Origin of the sequence: Streptomyces sp. NPDC099050, from assembly GCF_044759865.1 — a bacterium.
GTDB lineage: Bacteria > Actinomycetota > Actinomycetes > Streptomycetales > Streptomycetaceae > Streptomyces.
Genome location: NZ_JBIWAE010000006.1, coordinates 13,072 through 33,483 on the forward strand (window position 1 = coordinate 13,072; position 20,412 = coordinate 33,483).

The 20,412-nt window shown below is 70.5% G+C and carries 19 protein-coding genes and 2 pseudogenes; 12 read left to right on the forward strand and 9 right to left on the reverse strand.

Annotated elements, in window-relative coordinates:
- Positions 1–114: 114 nt before the first annotated feature.
- Positions 115–1,128, reverse strand: a complete 1,014-nt coding sequence (locus tag ACIQV3_RS12210) for an SGNH/GDSL hydrolase family protein (protein WP_403712330.1) — start codon at positions 1,126–1,128, stop codon at positions 115–117.
- A gap of 200 nt (positions 1,129–1,328) precedes the next feature.
- Complete coding sequence (locus ACIQV3_RS12215; RefSeq protein WP_403712331.1) at positions 1,329–1,913, reverse strand: TetR/AcrR family transcriptional regulator; 585 nt, start codon at positions 1,911–1,913, stop codon at positions 1,329–1,331.
- 124 nt (positions 1,914–2,037) lie between these two features.
- Between ACIQV3_RS12215 and ACIQV3_RS12220 the strand changes: the two genes are divergently transcribed.
- The 3 genes and pseudogenes from ACIQV3_RS12220 to ACIQV3_RS12230 all read left to right on the forward strand — a co-directional run.
- Complete coding sequence (locus ACIQV3_RS12220; RefSeq protein WP_403712332.1) at positions 2,038–3,627, forward strand: MDR family MFS transporter; 1,590 nt, start codon at positions 2,038–2,040, stop codon at positions 3,625–3,627.
- A gap of 277 nt (positions 3,628–3,904) precedes the next feature.
- Entirely contained in the window at positions 3,905–4,249 is a 345-nt protein-coding gene (locus ACIQV3_RS12225) for a DoxX family protein (protein WP_403712333.1), read from the forward strand.
- Positions 4,250–4,282: 33 nt separating this feature from the next.
- Positions 4,283–4,443, forward strand: a pseudogene (locus ACIQV3_RS12230) (IS982 family transposase); the annotation flags it as partial.
- A gap of 124 nt (positions 4,444–4,567) precedes the next feature.
- Here the strand turns inward: ACIQV3_RS12230 and ACIQV3_RS12235 are convergent.
- A pseudogene (locus ACIQV3_RS12235) lies at positions 4,568–5,161 on the reverse strand (L,D-transpeptidase family protein); the annotation flags it as partial.
- Between ACIQV3_RS12235 and ACIQV3_RS12240 the strand changes: the two are divergent.
- Both ACIQV3_RS12240 and ACIQV3_RS12245 read left to right on the forward strand, forming a co-directional pair.
- Complete coding sequence (locus tag ACIQV3_RS12240) at positions 5,160–5,981, forward strand: polysaccharide deacetylase family protein (protein WP_403712334.1); 822 nt, start codon at positions 5,160–5,162, stop codon at positions 5,979–5,981. The pseudogene ACIQV3_RS12235 and the gene ACIQV3_RS12240 overlap by 2 nt on opposite strands.
- A gap of 125 nt (positions 5,982–6,106) precedes the next feature.
- On the forward strand, positions 6,107–6,733 hold the full coding sequence (locus ACIQV3_RS12245) for a hypothetical protein (RefSeq protein ID WP_403712335.1): 627 nt from the start codon (positions 6,107–6,109) through the stop codon (positions 6,731–6,733).
- Positions 6,734–6,964: 231 nt separating this feature from the next.
- Here the strand turns inward: ACIQV3_RS12245 and ACIQV3_RS12250 are convergent, their stop codons facing one another.
- The 4 genes from ACIQV3_RS12250 to mgrA all read right to left on the reverse strand — a co-directional run bounded on the left by ACIQV3_RS12250 (position 6,965) and on the right by mgrA (position 11,122).
- Entirely contained in the window at positions 6,965–8,278 is a 1,314-nt protein-coding gene (locus tag ACIQV3_RS12250) for an extracellular solute-binding protein (protein ID WP_403712336.1), read from the reverse strand.
- Positions 8,279–8,575: 297 nt separating this feature from the next.
- Positions 8,576–9,193, reverse strand: coding sequence for an SMI1/KNR4 family protein (locus ACIQV3_RS12255; protein WP_403712338.1), 618 nt, complete (start codon positions 9,191–9,193; stop codon positions 8,576–8,578).
- A gap of 61 nt (positions 9,194–9,254) precedes the next feature.
- Positions 9,255–9,710 (reverse strand): DUF192 domain-containing protein, encoded by a 456-nt coding sequence (locus ACIQV3_RS12260; RefSeq protein WP_403712339.1) that lies wholly within the window; start codon positions 9,708–9,710, stop codon positions 9,255–9,257.
- 374 nt (positions 9,711–10,084) lie between these two features.
- Positions 10,085–11,122 carry an L-glyceraldehyde 3-phosphate reductase gene (gene mgrA, locus ACIQV3_RS12265; RefSeq protein WP_403712340.1) on the reverse strand — a complete coding sequence of 346 codons (1,038 nt, stop codon included), beginning with the start codon at positions 11,120–11,122 and terminating at the stop codon, positions 10,085–10,087.
- A 130-nt stretch (positions 11,123–11,252) separates the two neighbouring features.
- Between mgrA and ACIQV3_RS12270 the strand changes: the two genes are divergently transcribed.
- The 6 genes from ACIQV3_RS12270 (at position 11,253) to ACIQV3_RS12295 (ending at position 17,939) form a co-directional block, all read left to right on the forward strand.
- Positions 11,253–12,014, forward strand: coding sequence for an isoprenyl transferase (locus ACIQV3_RS12270; protein WP_403712341.1), 762 nt, complete (start codon positions 11,253–11,255; stop codon positions 12,012–12,014).
- Between the two features lie 417 nt (positions 12,015–12,431).
- Positions 12,432–13,748 (forward strand): PhoH family protein, encoded by a 1,317-nt coding sequence (locus ACIQV3_RS12275; protein ID WP_266880864.1) that lies wholly within the window; start codon positions 12,432–12,434, stop codon positions 13,746–13,748.
- Between the two features lie 368 nt (positions 13,749–14,116).
- Entirely contained in the window at positions 14,117–14,884 is a 768-nt protein-coding gene (locus tag ACIQV3_RS12280) for a transglycosylase SLT domain-containing protein (RefSeq protein ID WP_403712342.1), read from the forward strand.
- Positions 14,885–15,021: 137 nt separating this feature from the next.
- Positions 15,022–16,440 (forward strand): AI-2E family transporter, encoded by a 1,419-nt coding sequence (locus tag ACIQV3_RS12285; protein ID WP_403712343.1) that lies wholly within the window; start codon positions 15,022–15,024, stop codon positions 16,438–16,440.
- On the forward strand, positions 16,424–17,191 hold the full coding sequence (locus tag ACIQV3_RS12290) for a hypothetical protein (protein ID WP_403712344.1): 768 nt from the start codon (positions 16,424–16,426) through the stop codon (positions 17,189–17,191). The genes ACIQV3_RS12285 and ACIQV3_RS12290 overlap by 17 nt, the downstream gene beginning before the upstream one ends.
- Before the next feature lie 52 nt (positions 17,192–17,243).
- The gene (locus ACIQV3_RS12295; protein ID WP_403712345.1) at positions 17,244–17,939 is read left to right on the forward strand and encodes a hypothetical protein; all 696 of its coding nucleotides are present in this window, start codon (positions 17,244–17,246) and stop codon (positions 17,937–17,939) included.
- Positions 17,940–18,191: 252 nt separating this feature from the next.
- On the opposite strand, the gene ACIQV3_RS12300 is transcribed toward ACIQV3_RS12295, so the two are convergent.
- A complete protein-coding gene (locus tag ACIQV3_RS12300) occupies positions 18,192–18,731 on the reverse strand; it encodes an alkyl hydroperoxide reductase (protein ID WP_403712598.1) in 540 nt (179 codons plus the stop codon).
- Between the two features lie 4 nt (positions 18,732–18,735).
- A complete protein-coding gene (locus tag ACIQV3_RS12305; protein ID WP_403712346.1) occupies positions 18,736–19,290 on the reverse strand; it encodes a peroxiredoxin in 555 nt (184 codons plus the stop codon).
- Between the two features lie 134 nt (positions 19,291–19,424).
- On the opposite strand from ACIQV3_RS12305, the gene ACIQV3_RS12310 reads away from it, so the two are divergent.
- A complete protein-coding gene (locus ACIQV3_RS12310; RefSeq protein ID WP_403712347.1) occupies positions 19,425–20,384 on the forward strand; it encodes a hydrogen peroxide-inducible genes activator in 960 nt (319 codons plus the stop codon).
- Positions 20,385–20,412 lie beyond the last annotated feature (28 nt).

Genomic DNA, 20,412 nt, shown 5'->3' on the forward strand with positions numbered 1-20,412 from the left:
GCTCCGGGCGGGGGCCGGCCCCGCCGTGACTTCGGCCGACCTGCTGGAGGGCGTCTTCCTCGCCGCCCCCGACCCGCAGGCCATGCGCAGGTTTCGGATGTCAGGTTCTGCATCTCATGGCCGGCCCGCCTTCAGGGGGGTCAGTGCGGCCAGGGCCTCGGTGACGCGGTCCGCCTGGTGGGTGGCGCCCCGGAGGTTCGGGTGGAGGACGGTACAGGCCTCGCCCCGGGCCGGGATGGAGCGGCAGAGCTCGGAGGGAGGGTCGCTCTGCTCGCCGGGTCCGGTCAGGCTGTCCTTGATCCCGTACATCCAGCGCTGCCCGGCGCTCGCGCACACTCCGTGCCCGGTGCTGGAGGCGTACGTGTCCACGTACACCGCGCCGCTGCGGCGGGCCTGCTCCCGCAAGAGGGCGTTGAGCCGGCGCTCCAGGCCGTCGAGCCACGGCATGTCGCCCTTGGCGACGGTGCCGAGCTGGTGCCAGGACCCCCAGCCGCAGCCCGCGGACTCGTCCACCACGGCCGGATACCCGACGACCGCCACCCCGGCGCGCGGGGCGCGCGTACGGATCTCCCCCAGCAGGGCCGCGAAGTCGGTCTCCAGCGCGGTGAACCGGGCGTCGAGCCCGGCGGCGCCCCCGCCCCGCGCGTAGTGATCGGTGCACGGTGTCCCCGTACCGAAGGAGGCCAGGCCGCGCTTCACGCAGGTCTCCACGATCTCGGAGAAGCCCACGGAGTTGCCGCCGGCGCCGACCGTCACGAGATCGGTGGTGGCCGTAACGGCCTTGATCTGTGCCGGTTTGGCGGCCCATCCGCCCGGTGGGGGCACGGACGGCGGCCCCTTCAGCTCGGACTGCGGACCCAGGAGCCCCGCTCTGATCTCCGCGGCGGAGCAGGTGACGTCGGTGAGGTCCAACTTCAGCCGCCGCGCCGCCTGGTGGGGATAGTCCTGCTCGGAGCGGCCGCATCCGTCGGCGTTCCAGGGGCGCACGAAGGAGGCGGCGCTGTAGGAGTCCCCGAGGGCGACATAGGTGAGAGGGGTGGCCACGGCCGGTGCCCGCGGCGCGAGAGCGGTGGCGAGGACGGCTGCCGCGGCGGCGGCGGTGGTGAGGGTGAGGGCGAGACGCATCATGACGGCGGTGCCTTTGGCTCGGGCGGCGCCGCGGCCTTTCCGCTGCGCGCATCACCAAAAGTAGCCGAGATGACTACGGAGAGTAATCATCTGGGGTTTTGTTCGTTCGATCGAGTGAACGAGAGGGTGCCGGGCCGGGGGCCACCCGAGGGCCACCCGAGGGTCACCCAGAGGCCGCCGAGGCTGGGTCGCCCGGACGTCTATGCCTGCCCGTGAGCCCGGGTGATCAGGTCCGTCGCGACCTCCAGGGCGGCCTGGCGGGTCTCCTCCGGATCCCCGTCCACGTGCTGGAGGAACATCATTCCCGCGTGCAGCGTGAACAGGGCGCTCACGCACCGCACCTGGTCGGCCAGCGGGGCGCCCTCCTGGCCGGACCGGAGCAGCTCCACCAGGGTGAGGAGGCGCTTCTTCACCGTCTCGCCGATGGTCAGCTCCCGCAGCGAGGCCTGGTTCTCCTGCATGAAGCGGTACAGCGAGGCGCCGCCCGCCATCGCCTCGCTGTAGCGGCGCAGGACCTCGCGCTTCATCTCCAGCGAACGCGGCTGCGCCTCGGCCCACTGGATCAGCTCGTCGATCGGCCGTGTCAGGTCCTCGAACAGGCTGATGATGATGTCTTCCTTGGTCTTGAAGTGGTAGTACAGCGCCGCCTTCGTGACCCCCAGCCGCTCCGCGATCTCCCGCAGCGACGTCTTCTCGTACCCCTGCTCGGCGAAGAGTTCCAGTGCGACGTCCTGGATGCGCTGCCGCGTGTCTCCCCGGCGCTGCTGCGGACTGCTGCTGGACATGACTCTCCCCTGACTTACTTACTTGACGCCCGGCTAGTTACGGGTCTACCTTCCCCAGTGTAGTGAACTAGCCGGTCGGCAAGTAAGTCCCAGGGCCGGTGCGTATGCGCCAGGGGAGTGGAACATGGTGGAAATCAAGAAGAAGGCAGACACCTCGAAGGAGGTGAAGCCGCGCAGCGTGCGGGTCGTCCTGATGGCGCTCATGATCGCGATGCTGCTGGCCATGCTCGACAACATGATCATCGGCACCGCCATGCCCACGATCGTCGGCGAGCTCGGCGGCCTGGAGCACCTCTCCTGGGTCGTCACCGCCTACACGCTCGCCACCGCCGCCTCCACTCCCATCTGGGGCAAGATCGGCGACATGTACGGGCGGAAGGGCTCCTTCCTCACCTCGATCGTCATCTTCCTGATCGGCTCCGCGCTCAGCGGCATGGCCCAGGACATGGGCCAGCTCATCGGCTTCCGCGCGATCCAGGGCCTCGGCGCCGGTGGTCTGATGGTCGGCGTCATGGCGATCATCGGCGACCTGATCCCGCCCCGCGAGCGCGGCAAGTACCAGGGCATGATGGCCGGCGTGATGGCCCTCGCCATGATCGGCGGACCGCTGGTCGGCGGCACCATCACCGACCACATGGGCTGGCGCTGGTCCTTCTACATCAACCTCCCGCTCGGCGCCGTGGCCCTTGCCATGGTCACCGCGGTGCTGCACCTGCCGAAGAAGGAACACGGGGAACGCCCCAAGATCGACTACCTTGGCGCGGCCCTGCTGACCATCGGCATCACCTCCACCGTCCTGGTCACCACTTGGGGCGGCACCGAGTACGCGTGGGGCTCCACCGAGATCATCGGCCTGATCGCCGTCGGCATCGTCTCCATCGCCGGCTTCCTCTACGCCGAGACCAAGGCCGCCGACCCGGTCATGCCGCTGCACATCTTCCGCAGCCGCAACTTCGCCCTCATGTCCGTGATCGGCTTCCTGGTCGGCTTCGCGATGTTCGGCGGCGTGCTGTACCTGCCGCTCTTCCAGCAGTCGGTCCAGGGCGCCTCGGCCACCAACTCCGGCCTGCTGCTCCTGCCGATGCTGCTCTCGATGATGCTCGTCTCGCTGGTCGCGGGCCGCATCACCACCAACAGCGGCAGGTACAAGATCTTCCCGATCATCGGCGGCGGGCTCATGGTCGCCGGACTCTTCCTGCTCGCCACCATGGACACCGGCACGAGCCGCCTGATGTCCGGTGTGTACATGGCGGTGCTCGGCGCCGGTCTCGGCTTCCTGATGCAGATCACGATGCTGGTCGCGCAGAACAGCGTCGACATGAAGGACATGGGCGTCGCGTCCTCCTCGGCGACCCTGTTCCGTACGCTCGGCGGTTCCTTCGGCGTGGCCCTGATGGGCTCCCTGTTCACCAGCCAGGTCACCAGCACCATGACCGACCGGCTCGGCCCCGAAGCGGCGGCGAAGGCGGGCTCCGCCCAGCTGGACGCGGCGAGCCTGGCGAAGCTCCCGGAGCTCGTCCGGGACTCCTACCAGCACGCGGTGGCCGCCGGTACGCACTCGGCGTTCCTGCTGGGGGCGGGGATCGCCGTACTGGGCTTCGTGGCCGCCTGGTTCGTCAAGGAGGTCCCGCTGCGGGGCGCCGGTCCGGCCGGCGCGGCCGGCGGTGGCTCCGCGAAGGCCGAGGTGGCGCCGGAGGCGGCCGTCGTCCACTGAGTCGCTCGGGTGTGGGGTGGGCCCGGTTCGGCGGATCTACGGATCCTCCGGGCCGGGCCCATCCGCGTGCCGTGTGGACCTGTCGATGGTTTCGTCCCGGCGGTGCGGTAGGAGTTGAAGCGTTGTCCGTGCTGGTCAGCGTGGGTGTGGGTGTCCCATGGTGTCCCGCCGGGATGGGATTTCCGACGGGCGGGGGGTGTGCTGGTCTCCCACCGCGAGGGACTGCGGAGGAACGATCCGCCGACCCGCGCCACACCCACCATTCCGGGAGCCCTGGATGTTCACTACCGCTGTTGTCGTCACCGTCCTGACCGCGCTGTGGGTGGGATTCTCCGGCGTGTCGCTGCTGAGGCGCGCCGCGTTCGTCGTCGAGCCCTTGGTGGTCTACGGGGTGCCGCGTTCGTGGTGGACTGCCCTCGCGGTCCTCAAGCTCCTCGGCGCGATGGGCTTGCTGGTGGGGTTGGCCGTGCCCGTACTTGGCGGGGCTGCGGCGGCGGGCCTCATCCTCTACTTCCTCGGCGCGATCGTCACGGTCCTGCGAGCACGCTCGTACAAGACCGTCGCGTTCCCCGTCCTCTACCTGGCACCCGTCGTAGCCACAGCCGCCCTGGCCTTTGCCTGAAGGCTGTTCGTCAAGGACAGAAGCGGGCGGCGGGCCACCGACACCGCCCTGTGGACGGACGACGTGTGGATCGTGGACTCCACGCCGGGGGAGTGCGGATGCTCCCGGGAGACCGCGAAACGCTCAGCCTGGCCGGATGGGCCGAGTACGGCTACTGCGCCGGCCACTCACGGTTCTTCCGCGGCCTGCGCCTTGGCCGCCGCCCTGGTGCAGTGCCGACTTCTTCCGCCAGTCCTCCCATGACAGGTTCCACTCGCCGAAGCCGTTGGCGGCGGCCACCGTTTCCTTGCCGCCCGTGACGTCGAAGACGTCGCCGACCTGGGCCTGGTCGTAGAACCACGTGGCGTCGGCCGTCTTCATGCCGATGCAGCCGTGGCTCCTGTTCGCCGAGCCGATGTAGCTCTCCGCCCATTCCGCCTGGTGCGCGAACGTGCCCGAGACCGTCAGGCGCATCGATTTGTCGACCCACTGGTCCTCCACGCGCGCCGTGAGCGGCTCGTCCGGCTTGACGTCCTTCGCTCCGTCAGCCGGTACGAGGACCAACTCGGCTGCGGGACGTGCGGATTCCGAGGCGTCCCCGCCCCCGCCGGCCCCACGGGCCGTCACCGCCAGGGCGAGCGCGGCGAGCAGGGCCGGCAATGCGTACGGGCGGGTTGTCGCTGCCTTGCGCATGGGTGGGTGAACCTCCGGCTCGAGCCCGGTTCTTGGGACCGGGATGTCCGGTATGAGGCCGGTCCGCTCCTCATCGGTTTCGGCCGGGACGGAATTCGGGACGATGGAGGACCAAAGTCCTGCAACCCGGAATTTATGGGCCATTCGGCTGGAACCCCGCATCCACGGCCGACGTCCTGACCAGTGCGAGCTCACACGGGGACGTCGATTCGGGGAGTTGAGACAGCACATGGGGTTCATGGCGCGCACGCGGACGCAGGGGACGAAGGCACGGATCGCCGTCGCCGGAGCGGTGGCGGCGGTGGCCGCGACCGCGTGGGGAGTGACGGCGGTCGTCGACCCGGGGCACGAGATCAACCACCGACACGTCTCCCGGCAGACCGACGACCCCGCCCAGGGCGGCGACGGCGGGCCCCAGGCCCCCGGAAAGCCGGGCGGGAAGGTCCCGGACGGCATAGCCCACGCGTCGGAGAGCGGCGGCGACGCGGTCAACATCACCATCGACGACGGGCCCGACCCCCAGTGGACCCCGAAGGTGCTGGAGGTGCTGGAGAAGTACGAAGTGAAGGCGGTCTTCTGCATGATCGGACCGCAGGCCGAGGACCACCCCGACCTGGTCAAGAAGGTCGTCGCCGGCGGGCACCGGCTCTGCGACCACACCACGGACCACGACACGGGGATGGACAAGAAGCCCCTCGCCTATCAGCAGCAGCAGATCCTCCGCGCGAAGAAGCAGATCGAGGACGCCGCGGGCGGGGCCAAGGTGGACTACTACCGGGCCCCCGGCGGCGCGTTCACCCCCGGGAGCCGGGCCCTGGCCGCCGCCAACGGCATGCGCCCGCTCGGCTGGAACATCGACACCAAGGACTTCAGCAAGCCGGGCGTCGCCGCCATCGTGGGCACGGTCAAGGCCGAGATCGGCAACGGCCCGACCGTCCTCTTCCACGACGGCGGCGGCGACCGCACCCAGAGCGTCGCGGCCCTCGACCAGGTCCTCGCCTGGCTGAAGGAGCAGGGCCGCCCCACCGGCTTCCCGGTGGTCACCGGCCCCAGCGCCTGACACGCCGTCCGGTCCGAGTCCGACGGCGGCCGCACGTACCCCGTCCACCACCGGGCCGGATCCCGTACGGGTGAAAGGACGCCCGGTGTCGTTCCGGCCCGCCGGAGGGTCCCGTTGGGCCGGGCATGAACCGCACGCGCACCGCCGCCCTCGTCCTCGCCGCCGTCACCGCGGCCCTCGCCCCGGCCCTCTCGGGCGCGGCCACCGCCGCGGACGGTACGGCGTACCTCCAGGACCCGAGCGGCGGGGAGAAGGCGATGAAGTCGATGTGGACCAAGGACGACATGCACAAGGTGGAGGCGCAGTTCCGCTTCCATCCCTCGATCCAGTACAAGACGGTCCTGCGCCGCGGCCCCAAGGGCGCCGAGGAGTACGAGCGGCAGGCCCCCGACCCCAAGACCCTGGCCTGGGCGCCCGGGTACGAGTTCGCGTGGTCGGTGGCGGATTCGCAGGGGGTCAAGAAGGTGCTGACGACGAAGGACGGCAAGCAGGTGCTCGTCCTGCGCGCGGTGCTGCGCGATGCCCGGCGCGCCGAGGTGGCCCAGGTGCGCCAGGAGCTCAAGGACCGGCCCGCGACGGGCCGTACGAAGATCCCGGGTGGCAAGCGCATCAAGTGCGACACCGGGACCTACACGGTGGAGTGGTCGGTCACCCGCACCGGCTACGGCACGCTCAAGGGGTCGCTGCCGTGGGATTCCAGCTGCGAGCAGTACCGCGTGGCGTTCACGCCGCAGAACCAGGGCGCGAGCTGATCGCGTCGCATCGCGTTCGCCGGCAGGGGCGCGCGGAGGAGGTGGGCCGGCCGCCCCGCGCGCCTTGTGGGCGCTTGCGGGCGACTGGGCCTCGGCCTTGGATCAAAGCCGTACCAGCCATGATGCCGCCCGGGGTGGGGTGCGGCAGGGGGCGAAGGTCCCTTTCGGCCGGGGCCTTCGGGGGTACCTCCGCGCCGGCGGGGAGCCGGGTCGCGTCGGTGGCGCGCCGGGTCAGCGCGTCGCCTTCCGGGCCTCGTTGGCCTTGGCGGCGATCTCCTCCAGGACGGCCTTCGGGTCGCCGGAGGGGTCCACGGCGCGGCCGATGTTGCGCTTGATGGTGTCGCTGATGACCACCCAGGACGGGTCGTTGACCGGGTAGAGCTGCGCACCGCGCAGGGCGTTCAGGAACTGCTGGTCGTTCTCGTCCATGCCCGAGGATCCGGCCATGGTGCGGGAGGCCGAGACGGTGGACGGCAGCAGGTGGTAGCGGCTGGCGAAGTCCGACAGGTTCTTGTCCCGGTAGACGAATTCCAGGAACTTGCCGATCTCCTCGCGGTGGCCGTTCTCCTTGAAGGCCATCATCCAGTCGGCCACGCCCACGTTCGGCGGGACCTGTCCGGTGTTCAGCGTGTCCGAGACGGGCATGGCGACGGCGCCGACCTTGATCCCCTTGTTGCGCGCCTCGTGGGCGAGCTGGGGGTAGCCGTTGAGCATGCCGACGTCGCCCTTCGCGAAGGCGGCGAAGGCGTCGGCCCGGTTGAGCTGGGACGGGGGAGTGGGGCCGAGCAGCCCGGGGGCGACCAGGTGCTGCTTGATCCACTTGAAGGTCATGATGTTCTGCTCGGAGGCCAGGTTGTAGTTGCCGCTGCTGTCGGCGTAGCCGCCGCCGTTGCTGAGCTCCCAGATCATCGCCTCGGCGTGCGCCTCTTCCGGGCCCAGGGGCAGGGCGAACGGCGTCTTCACGCCCTTGGCCTTGAGCGCCACGGCCGCGGCCTTCAGGTCCAGCCAGGTCTTGGGCTGCCAGCCGCTCTTGGAGTCCTTCGGGATGACCCCGGCGTCGGCGAGCAGCTTCTCGTTGTAGAAGAGCAGGCGGCTGCTCGCCACGAAGGGCAGGCCGTAGAGGGTGTTGCGGACGGATCCGGCGTCGGAGAGGGGCTTGAGGAAGTTCGCCTCGGCGCTGACCGAGAGGAGCTCGGGCGCGGAATAGAGCTTCCCCTGCGCCGCGAAGTCCGAGTAGCCGCCCATGAGGGCCATGTCCGGGGCGTTGCCGGCCTTGACCATGCGCGAGACTTCACGGTCGATGTCGGCCCACGGCAGGATCTCGACCTGGACCTTGATGCCGGGGTTCGAGGCGGCGAAATCGTCCGTCACCTTGTCCCAGAAATCCTTGGAACTGTTGGCCGAGGTGTCGCCGTATTCGGCGGCGACGAGGCGGAGGGTACCGCCGTCATCAGCGCTTCCGCCGGAGCTGCCGCAGCCGGCCAGCGGTATCAGCAGACCGAGCACGACCGTGGTGGCGGCCGTGCTGAAGATTCTTCGTCGCACGGGTGGGTTCCCCTGATTTTCTTTTGAGTCGCGTTATTACTTATGAGTCACTCCGGGCTCGGTGTCCCTCCATGGCCCGTTGGCCGGAATTCTCTCCTGCGGAAGGGCGGTTGGTTCCATTGGGTCGGCACTTGTGGTCAATGCTCCAACTGCGGCATTTCGGAATGGTGTTTTCCGATATGTGATCAACAATTCGGACGCGCGTAGACATGCCGAAACGCCCGTTTCCGGCCAAGGAGCGCGGCGGAACGGGCGTACGGGGTGTGGCGGGGGCGGAGGGGTGCGTGGAGGCGGGGCTCAGTCCGCGAAGTCGCCCGCGTACGGATCGGGCTCGCCCGTTTCGGGGTTGCGCCCCTCCTGCCAGCGGCGCTGGGCCTTCTGCCAGTGCACGAAGCTGAGGTGGTCGCCGTCCCAGAAGGTGATGCTGACCGGGCTCACGTCGAACTCGTCGGAACACAGCAGGTGGAGGAACTCGGCCATGCCGTACGGGTACACCGCGAAGGAGTCGGCGGTGTGCCGGCCGACCACCAGAACGGGCCAGCGGTCGGGGTCGGGGTCGGTCGTCAGCCAGCACAGGATGTCGGAGCCGCCGGTGACGCCCCAGGCGAGGATCGACTCCGGGTCCACGTCGAAGGCGGCCCGGCCGCCCTCCGCCTCCCAGACCTGGCGGGCGTTGGCCGTCTCCTCCGTCATCTGTGCCGGGTCCCACTGGAGTCCGGGCTTGGGCAGCGGAAGCAGCACGCTGGCCTCGCCGTTGATCGAGCCCGCGCCGAAGCGGCCCATGAAGGCCACGTAATCGGAGGGGAACCGGCTGCCCCAGACGGCCTCGGCCGCCTGCCAGTCGATGTCCTCGTCGGCCCCGTGGGTCGCCGGCATGATCTGCTCCAGCGCTTTGACGCGCGCGTTCTCGGTCATGCCGCTCCCCTGCCACACCCCAGCTCAACCGCCCCAACCTACCGCCGGCGCGGGGTGGCGCCTAGCTGGTGGTGAGACGGACCCGGAGCGGGGACCCGACGCGCAGGCCCCAGGCGGCCATGGCTCCGGCCTCGGCCTCCAGGACGTGGCGGGCGCGCGGCCGGGGGAGTCCGAGCCGGCCGGGGGCCATGGTGGTCAGCGCGATGACGTTGAGCCGGCGGTCGAGGTGGGCCACGTCGATGGCGAAGCGCATCCGGAAGGTGTGCACGCTCGACGCGGGGGTGAGGAGCATCGCCCCCTCGATCCCGTCCCGCCCGAGCAGACCGCGCGTGCGGGCCCGGTAGGAGGCGGCCACCTCCAGGGGCACCTCCACCGGTGCCTCCAGGGGCAGCTCCACCGGCACCTCCGCGCGCGACTCCGGGCCCTCCGCGGGCTCCGGCACCTCCAGGCGCCCCGCCCGCCCGCGCGCGACGTAGAGCGTCCCCGGGCCGTCGTGCCACCGCTCCCTGTTCCCCATGCGGGCCAGCCTAGGGCCGGGCGTCGCGCGGCAGGCGGGAGTTTGACGACAGGCCCTGGGGGCGGCCCGCCCGGGGGATCCGGCCTTCGGCGTCAAGCCGGCGCACCCGGCCGGGTCCCCCGGGGGAGGGACGGCCGCAGGTTGGTCCGTACGGGCCCCGGCCGGTGCCCCGCAAGGGCTGTGGGGGCCTCCCCGGCTCTGCGGAGTGCTCCCGGGTGGCTGCGGAGCGTAGTCGTGTCGCGGTGATGCGCGCAGCAGGCTTTACGAAGGGTTATGGTGGAACCCCCCCCTCGGGCCGGTCCGTATCCCCCCCACGGACCGGCCCGTTTTTCGTTCCCTCGCGGTCACGGGACGGGGTCGGGCAAACGCGCAGGTCAGCCCCGCTGGGCCCAGATGTTGGCGCCGGGGGTGGATACCGCGAAGGAGTCGATCTCCTTCAGCTCCTGCTCCGACAGCGGTGCGCCGGCCAGGGAAGCCACGTTTTCCTCGAGCTGCTTCACGCTCGACGCGCCGATCAGCGCCGAGGTCATCCGCTCGTCCCGCAGCACCCAGTTCAGCGCGAGCTGGGCCAGCGTCTGCCCGCGCCGCGCCGCGATCTCGTTCAGCCCGTTCAGCCGGCGCACGACCTCGTCCGAGAGCAGGTCCGGGTTCAGGGACTTGCCCTGCGTGGCCCGCGAGCCCTCTGGGATGCCCTTGAGGTACTTGCCGGTCAGCAGACCCTGCGCGAGCGGCACGAAGGAGATGCAGCCCATGCCGGCCTCCTCCAGGGTGTCCAGCAGGCCGTCGTCCTCCGTCCAGCGGTTGATCATGGAGTACGAGGGCTGGTGGATGAGGGGACGGATCCCCATCTCCTTCAGCAGCCGGGCCGCCTCGGCCGTCTGCTCGGCGGTGTAGGAGGAGACGCCCACGTAGAGCGCCTTGCCCTGCTGGACCGCGGACGCCAGGGCGCCCATGGTCTCCTCCAGCGGGGTCTCGGGGTCGAAGCGGTGCGAGTAGAAGATGTCGACGTAGTCGACGCCCATCCGCTTCAGCGAGGCGTCCAGCGACCCGAGCAGGTACTTGCGGCTGCCCCACTCGCCGTACGGCCCCTCGTGCATGAGGTAGCCGGCCTTGGTGGAGAGGACCAGCTCCTCGCGGTGGGACGCGAAGTCCTGCGCGAAGATCTTGCCGAAGTTCAGCTCGGCCGACCCGGGGGGCGGGCCGTAGTTGTTCGCCAGGTCGAAGTGGGTGACGCCGAGGTCGAAGGCCCGGCGCAGGATCGCCCGCTGGGACCCGAGGGACTTGTCGTCGCCGAAGTTGTGCCAGAGGCCGAGGGAGATCGCGGGGAGCTTGAGGCCGCTGCGGCCGGTGCGCCGGTACTCCATGGAGTCGTAGCGCGAGGGCTCTGCCCGATAGGGATTGTTTTCAGTCACGTTGTCCTCCCTATCACGGACTTGTGACAGGACCGAGTTGGGTGCCGGATCCCGTCGCGCAGTACTGTGGCGGACTTGGGGGGATCACCGTATTCCGCACGGGGGCATCGCTCGGAGGGGCTGGAAGATCGTGAAGCTGCGCGACCTGGTGTACAGGCTCTACGCACGCCGGGTGGAAGGCCGCATCGACCATGACGCGGCGCCCAAGCACATCGGCGTCATTCTCGACGGGAACCGACGCTGGGCCAAGGCCTCCGGAGGCACGACGGTGCAGGGCCACCAGGCCGGCGCCGACAAGATCTCCGAAATGCTTGGCTGGTGCACCGAGACGGACGTCGAGGTAGTCACCCTGTGGATGCTCTCCACGGACAACCTGGACCGGCCCGAGGTCGAGCTCCGCCCGCTGCTCAACATCATCGAGAACACCGTCCGGGGCCTCGCCTCCGACGGCCGCTGGCGCGTCCACCACGTCGGCAACCTCGACATCCTGCCCGCCGGGACCCAGAGCGTCCTGAAGGAGGCCATGGAGGCCACCCGCGACATCGACGGGATACTCGTCAACGTCGCGGTCGGCTACGGCGGCCGCCAGGAGATCGCCGACGCGGTCCGCTCGCTGCTGCTGGAGCACGCCTCGAAGGGCACCTCCTTCGAGGAGCTCGCCGAGATCCTCGACATCGAGCACATCGCGGAGCACCTCTACACGCGCGGCCAGCCCGACCCGGACCTGGTGATCCGCACCAGCGGGGAGCAGCGGCTGTCCGGATTCATGCTGTGGCAGAGCGCGCACTCCGAGTACTACTTCTGCGAGGTCTTCTGGCCGGCCTTCCGCAAGGTCGACTTCCTGCGCGCCCTGCGCGACTACGCCGCCCGCCACCGGCGCTACGGCAGCTGACCTGCCCGCCAGGGCCACTCGTACGGCATCTGACCTGCGGGTATCTGACACCCCCTCGGCATCTCACGGCGCGCCCGGACTCCTCCGTGGCGCGCCGTACCCGTGTTCCCGCAGGGCCGTCCCCGCCCCCTTGGACCCTCCGCGCGAGGCCTTCACCAGGGATTCACCGAGCGTCCGTCATATGCCATGGCATGGCTGGACCCATTCGGGGAATATCCCTTGCAGGTCGACGCCCGATCCACGGGTGTCGAGTCTCAGCGGACGGCATGGGGTCGTCCGCCCGGGAGGCCCTTTGCACCAGGACGCACGTGCGGTTCGCACGGACGGAGTGGAGGGCCGGAAGTCGGCCCGCGCAGGGGTGCCGATGACCGGTCCGGTCTTCATGGCCCGACCTCTTCCGAGGGGGTACGTCCTTCCGTGGTGACCAGCACTAAGAGCCGCCTGCCCGACAGGCGGACCTACGTCCTCGACACCAGCGTCCTGCTGGCAGACCCCAACGCGATCTCCCGATTCGACGAGCACGAGGTCGTGCTCCCGATCGTGGTGATCACCGAGCTGGAGGCAAAGAGGCACCATCCCGAACTCGGTTACTTCGCCCGTCAGGCCCTGCGGCTGCTCGACGAGTTCCGGGTCCTCCATGGTCGCCTCGACGCACCCATCCCGCTGGGCGATCTGGGCGGCACCCTGCGCGTCGAGCTCAACCACTCCGACCAGAGCGTCCTGCCCGCGGGCTTCAGGCTGGGGGACAACGATTCGCGGATCCTCGCGGTCGCGCGCAACCTCCAGGCCGAGGGCTACGACGTCACGGTCGTCTCGAAGGATCTCCCCCTGCGCATCAAGGCCTCCTCCGTGGGGCTGATGGCAGAGGAGTACCGCGCGGAGCTCGCGATCACCGATGCCGGCTGGACCGGCATGACCGAGCTGGCGCTCTCCGGGGAGCAGGTGGACCTGCTCTTCTCCGAGGAGCGGCTCTACGTGCCGGAGGCCGCGGAACTTCCCGTGCACACCGGCCTGGTCCTCCAGTCCGAGCGCGGCAAGGCGCTCGGCCGGGTCACGGCCGACGGCAACGTGAAGCTCGTACGGGGCGACCGCGAGGCCTTCGGGCTGCACGGCCGCAGCGCCGAGCAGCGGATCGCGCTCGATCTCCTGCTCGACCCCGAGATCGGGATCATCTCGATGGGCGGCCGGGCCGGCACCGGAAAGTCGGCGCTGGCGCTGTGCGCGGGGCTGGAGGCCGTACTGGAGCGGAGGCAGCACCAGAAGGTGATGGTCTTCCGGCCGCTGTACGCCGTCGGCGGCCAGGACCTGGGCTACCTCCCCGGGGACGCCAACGAGAAGATGAGCCCCTGGGCCCAGGCGGTGTTCGACACCCTCTCGGCGGTCGCCGGGCGCGCGGTCATCGAGGAGGTGCTCAACCGCGGGATGCTGGAGGTCCTGCCGCTCACGCACATCCGCGGCCGCTCGCTGCACGACGCGTTCGTGATCGTGGACGAGGCGCAGTCGCTCGAGCGCAATGTCCTGCTGACCGTTCTGTCCCGCATCGGGGCCAATTCGCGGGTGGTTCTCACCCACGACGTGGCCCAGCGGGACAACCTGCGGGTCGGCCGGTACGACGGAGTAGTCGCCGTGGTCGAGAAGCTGAAGGGGCATCCGCTCTTCGCGCACATCACGCTGACGCGGTCCGAGCGCTCCCCGATCGCCGCGCTGGTCACCGAGATGCTGGAGAACCTGTAGGGCGCGGCGGGCCGCCCGCGCGGGCCCCAAACCAGGTAAAACACCCATAGCGGGAAAGCGAGTTGGCGCCGCCCGGCAAAGGCCAGATAGCCTAGCCGGGCGGCGCCTCCGTGCACAGGGGTTTGCCGGAACCAGCGGCGACATGCCAGGTGTGACCTTTCCCACGCAACGGAGAATTGCCCTGCGGCGTCGGGGTCCGGCAGAGTCTGTTTTCCGTCAGGCCCCGCATACGGCACACCTGTATCTCCCGTGAGATGCGCGCAGTACCGCTAACTCCACAACCGATCGCCGTATGCCGCCCGGAGCATCACGCGGCACTTCCGCAAGGGAGTTGCCCACGGGCCCGCGCCTCCAGTGACCGCATCATCATGGAGGCCAGCGTCAAGGGCACTATTGCGCCCGCGCAGTCACTGCGGACGCTGCTGGAAGGAAACCGTGTGAGCCGGATCTCGGTTCGGGGATTCGCGGTGGCTTCGGCCACCGCCGTCACCACCGTCGGCGCCGTCGTGGGTGTTGCCACTGGCGACCCCGCCTCGAACGATCTCGAGACGACCGCGTCCGGGACGACTCTCCTCACTGACATCCCGGTCGGCGAGCAGGCGCAGGTTCAGAACGCGTCCCTGACGCAGCAGGCCGACTCCATCGCCCACGCCGCCGACGCCGACGCCAAGCGCTCGGCCGAGGAAGCCGCCCGCATCCAGGCCGCCTCGGACGCCAAGTCTAAGAAGGCCGAAGCGCAGAAGGCCGCGGACGAGAAGGCGAAGAAGGAGCGCGAGGAGAAGGAGCAGGCCGCCAGCCGTTCCGCCTCCCGCGACGGATCCTCCTTCGCGCCGCAGGCCTCGTACACGGTGGCCCAGGTCAAGGCGATCGCCCAGCAGATGGTCCCGGCGGGGCAGTTCTCGTGCTTCTCCAAGCTCATCAACCAGGAATCCACCTGGAACTACCGGGCCGTGAACCCGTCCTCGGGCGCCTACGGCCTCGTCCAGGCCCTCCCCGGTTCGAAGATGGCCTCGGCCGGCGCGGACTGGCGCACCAACCCCGCCACCCAGATCGAGTGGGGTCTGAACTACATGAACAAGAGGTACGGCGGCCCGTGTGGAGCCTGGAGCTTCCACCAGGCCAACAACTACTACTAGGCCGACGCGGCGAGAGCGCGCCTCAGCCCCGAAGAGCCCCGCACCGTCCTACGGTGCGGGGCTCTTCGCGTGTACGGTCTTTCGAGGCGTGCCCCGGCGCGCGGACGCGCGGTCCAGGGCGGGGGGAAGGGAACGACATGGCGAAGACAGGCTGGCTCGGCCGGCTCGGCAAGAGGCTGAGCGACGTGGAGGCCCGGCTCGCGGAGCGGCGCGCCGAGGTCGAGGCCGAGACCTCCGGCGACCTCCCGGCGCCCGGGCGCGGCCCCGCCGCGGCCGCGGCCGCCCCCGGTTCCCCGGCCGCTCCGCCCGCCGCCTCCCCGGCGGGCTCCGTCCCGGCCCCCGCATCCCCGGGCGCCGAACACACGGGCCACTCCGGCCACTCCGGCCCCCCGCGCCCCGACCCCGTGTCCGTCATCCCGTGGGGCGTACGCGTCGCCGCCGAGGCGAGCTGGCGGCTGCTGCTGCTCGCCGGGATGCTCTGGGTCCTGATGCGGGTGATCAGCGAAGTGCGCCTGGTCGTCCTGGCCTTCGCCGCCGCCCTCCTGGTGACCGCGATGCTCCAGCCCTTCGTGGTCCGGCTGCGCCGGCTCGGGATGCCCCGGGGCCTGGCCACGGCCGTCACCGCGATCCTCGGGTTCGTGGTCATCGGGCTGGTCGGCTGGTTCGTGGTCTGGCAGGTCATGGACAACCTCGACGAGCTCTCCGACCGGCTGCGCGAGGGCATCAACGAGCTCAAACTCTGGGCACTGGACAGTCCGTTCCACGTGACCGAGAAGCAGATCAACGACATCGCCAAGAACCTCAGCGAGACCATCGGCACCAACACCGAGCAGATCACCTCCGCCGGCCTGCAAGGCGTCACGGTCCTCGTCGAGGTCCTGACGGGCATGCTGCTCGCGATGTTCTCCACGCTCTTCCTGCTCTACGACGGCAAGCGCATCTGGATCTGGGCCACGGGCCTGCTCCCGGCCGCCGCCCGCCCCGGGGTCGCCGGCGCCGGTCCGCGCGCCTGGCGCACCCTGACCGCGTACGTGCGCGGCACGGTCCTGGTGGCCCTCATCGACGCCGTGTTCATCGGACTCGGCCTCTACTTCCTCGACGTGACGATGGCCGTGCCGCTCGCCGTCTTCATCTTCCTGTTCGCCTTCATCCCGCTCGTCGGCGCGGTGATCTCCGGCGTCCTCGCCGTGGTCGTGGCCCTGGTGACCCAGGGCCCGTTCACCGCGACGATGGTGCTGCTGGTGGTGCTGGCCGTGCAGCAGATCGAGGGCCACGTGCTCCAGCCCTTCATCCTGGGCCGGGCGGTACGGGTCCACCCGCTCGCGGTGGTGCTCTCGGTGGCGGCCGGCGGACTGGTCGCCGGCATCGGCGGAGCGGTGGTCGCCGTCCCGCTGGTCGCCGTCACCAACACCGTGGTCGGCTACCTGAGGGCCTACTCGCGCGAACAGCTCCACCACGGGCTCTCCCCGGTCGGCCCCGGGCCGCACGGTGCGACGGCCCTGGGACAGACGGCATTTGAGGCGGAGGAGACACGTACGGGTGATAACGGAGCCTGAGTTCGACGGCGGCTCGTCCGGCATACCGGGGCCGGAGAGGTCTGAGGGGCCAGAGGGGCTAGAGGGGCACGAGTACCACGGGGGAGCCCCGACTCCTACCCGCCGCGCCTGGCGGTGGGCGCTCGGCGGGGCCCTGACGGCCTCCGTGCTGTGGGCGGGCGCCTGGTGGGCCGCGGCCCCGCAGGACGACCGCCCGCCCCTGCGGTACGGGCTGCCCGAGAGCCTGTGCGACTCGGCGAAGCTGCCCGCGCTGGCCCGGCTGGCCGAGGTGATTCAGTGGAATCCCACCCCGAAACTGTTCGAGCACCCGGGAGTGGATCAGGCGTACTGCCGGCTGAGCGCCCCGAGGGGCCCCACGGGGAGCGGGTTCCGGCTCGAGTACCAGATCCAGACCTCGGTGTCCCTGCACAAACGGACCGACCCCGCGCCGGAGTTCGGCGCGGATCCCGCGCCCGCGGACTGGACCGGCATGAGCCGCTCGGAGCCGCGTTCGGTGCCGGGGCTCGGGGAGCGGGCGCTGATCTGGGAGACGGAGTACGAGCAGTCGTGGCGGCTCGCCGTCCTCGACGGGGGCGCGGTGTTCACCGTGGACGTGACCGTGTGGTCGTACGGCCCGGACTCGGTCGACGCCGACGGCAATCCCATCCCCGACTCCGGGCCCCCGCAAGATCCGCCGAAGCCCGACTCGGACGCCGTCCAGGCTGCGATGATCGACGACATGCACGGCCTGATGAAGGCGCTGCACAGGTAGGGGCGCGGTTCGCGCCGTGGGCGCGGGGGCGCGGGGGACGGGGGACACGGGGATGATCGGCGAGCCCGAGATCGACGGGGCCGGGGAGACGGCGGAGCCGGTGCGGGAGGCCGCACCGGACCTGCCGGGCGAGCGCGTACGGGCGCCGCACAGGCCCTGGTTGTGGGCGCTGGGCGGAGTGGTGGCCGCCTCGGCGGTGTGGGCGGGCACGCTGGCTGCGCAGGACCGTTTCGCCGGTAGCCCGCGCATCGACTACCGGCACGCCGGGAACCTGTGCCAGGAGGTCTCGCTCGAGATGGTGGGCAAGACGGTCGGCCGGGCGGTCAGGGAGGCCGGGAGCAACGACGCGAGCGAGGGCCGCAGCGGCGCCCAGGACTGGGCGCACTGCGGGATCCACCTGAGGAACGGGAAGGAGCCCCTCGCGTACCAGGCCCAGGTCCTGGTCGAACTGCACAAGAAGACCGACCCGGGGCCGGAGTTCGCCACCGGGCCGCTGGGGAACACCACCATGCGGATGGATCCGGCGGAGCGCCGCGAGGTGCCGGGGCTGGGTGACCGGGCGGTGCTCGACCAGTACTACGGCGGCGGCGGGGACCGGCTGATGGTGCTGGACGGCGGGGCGGTCTTCACGCTGACCGTGGAGTGGTTCGCGACCTCTGCGGGCGAGCAGGAGCCCGTGGACGAGGACGCGATCGACGGGGCGATGATCGAGGACGTGCGGGCGCTGATGGCGAAGCTGCGGAACTAGTGCCGTGGCCGGAAAGGTTTGCCGGGTCGCGGCGTCCGGTGCGGTGCATCGCAAGGCGGAGGGCCGTGCCTCGTACTGGACGTACCGGCTCGGTCCGACAATGCGGCGAGGTGCCGTGCCGGGGGGCGCGACACGGTGAACCTTTCCGGTCACGGCACTAGGTCCCGCCGTCCCGGCACGGCCGCCACGGGAGTGCGGACGGGCCCCCGCGGCCGGGAGCGGCTGCGGGGGCCCGTCGTCGTGCTCGGGGTGTCACTCGCCCGCGAGGACGGCCTCGGAGTCGAGGGTGACGGCGACGGCCTGGATCACCGAGGCGATCTTGAAGGCCTCCTGGACCGTCTCGCGGTCCACGCCGGCCTTGCGCAGGACCTGCTCGTGGGAGTCGAGGCACTGGCCGCAGCCGTTGATCGCGGAGACGGCGAGCGACCACAGCTCGAAGTCGACCTTCTCCACACCGGGGTTGCCGATGACGTTCATCCGCAGGCCCGCGCGCAGGGCGCCGTACTCCGAGTCGGAGAGCAGGTGGCGGGTGCGGTAGAAGACGTTGTTCATCGCCATGATCGCGGCGGCGGACTTCGCGGCGGTGTACGCCTCGGGCGACAGGGCCGCCCTGGCCTCCGGCTCCAGCTCGCGCAGGACGCGCGGGGAACGGGCGGCGATGGCGCAGGACAGGACGGTGCCCCACAGCTGCTGCCGCGTCAGGGTGTCCTGATTGCCGATGACCGAGCCCAGGTTCAGCTTCAGGTCCTTGGCGAAGTCCGGCAGGGCGGACTTGAGGGAGTCGAGGGACATGCGCTCACTCACCGGCCAGCAGCGCACCGGCGTCGATCGTGCTCTCGCCCTTGGTCCAGTTGCAGGGGCACAGCTCGTCGGTCTGCAGGGCGTCGAGGACCCGCAGGACCTCCTTGGGATTCCGGCCGACGGAACCGGCGGTCACCATGGAGAACTGGATCTCGTTGTTCGGGTCCACGATGAAGACGGCGCGCATCGGCAGACCGTCCGAACCGAGGATGCCGAGGTCGGCGCAGAGCTCGCGCTTGATGTCGGACATCATCGGGAAGGGCAGGTCGCGCAGGTCGGCGTGGTCCTTGCGCCAGGCGTGGTGGACGTACTCGGAGTCGAGCGAGAAGCCGAGGATCTGGGCGTCACGGTCGGCGAACTCGTCGTTCAGCTTGCCGAAGGCGGCGATCTCCGTCGGGCACACGAAGGTGAAGTCGAGCGGCCAGGAGAACATGATCTTCCACTTGCCCTCGTAGGTCTTGTGGTCGATCTGCGCGAACTCGGCTCCGGCCTCCAGCGAGACGCAGGCCGTCAGGTCGTAGGTGGGGAACTGGTCGCCGACAGTGAGCACGTGCTCTCCTTGCGCAAAGGAAAGTGACCTTTTTGAGGGCTTTCCGGGGGGTTGGACGTGTCTCACATGCTGACACAGCGGCATTGATTGCGGAAATAGCTAACCTGGTGCCAACTGATCGGAGGCACCTATCAATGGCTGTGGGACATGGCCTGGGCCACAGAGGAGCCAAGCAGGCGACGCTCGCCCAGCTCAGGGCCTTCGCCGCCGTGGCCGAGCACCTGCACTTCCGGGACGCGGCCGCCGCCATCGGCATGAGTCAGCCCGCGCTCTCCGGGGCCGTGTCCGCGCTGGAGGAGGCGCTCGGGGTGCGACTGCTGGAGCGGACCACCCGCAAGGTGCTGCTCACGCCCGCCGGAGAGCGGATCGCGGGCCGCGCGCGGGCCGTGCTCGACGCGATGGGCGGGCTGCTGGAGGAGGCCGAGGCGGTACGGGCCCCCTTCACCGGGGCGCTGCGGTTCGGGGTGATCCCCACCGTGGCCCCGTACCTGCTGCCGACCGTGCTCGGGCTCTTCCACCGCCGCTACCCCCGGCTCGACCTCCAGGTACACGAGGAGCAGACGGCCTCGCTGCTGGAAGGGCTGGCCGGCGGGCGGCTGGACCTGCTGCTGCTCGCCGTACCGCTCGGGGTGCCGGGAGTCACCGAACTGCCGCTCTTCGACGAGGACTTCGTCCTGCTCGCGCCGCGCGACCATCCGCTCGCCGGCCGCAGGGACATTCCGCGCGAGGAGCTGCGCGGTCTGCGGCTGCTCCTCCTCGACGAAGGGCACTGCCTGCGCGACCAGGCCCTCGACATCTGCCACGACGCGGGACGCGTCGCCGGGGCGGACGTCACCACGACCGCCGCCGGGCTGTCCACCCTCGTACAACTGGTCGCCGGGGGGCTCGGGGTCACGCTGCTGCCGCGCACCGCGCTGCGCCTGGAGACCGCCCGCAACGAGCACCTGGCCACGGGCTACTTCGCCGAACCGGCGCCCTCGCGGCGGATCGCGCTGGCCATGCGGACGGGTACGGCCCGCGAGGAGGAGTTCCGCGCCGTCGCCGACGCGCTGCGCGAAGCCGTACGCCCGCTCCCCGTCTGGCTGACGGACTGAGGAGCGGGCGTACGGGGCCGCGTGCGCG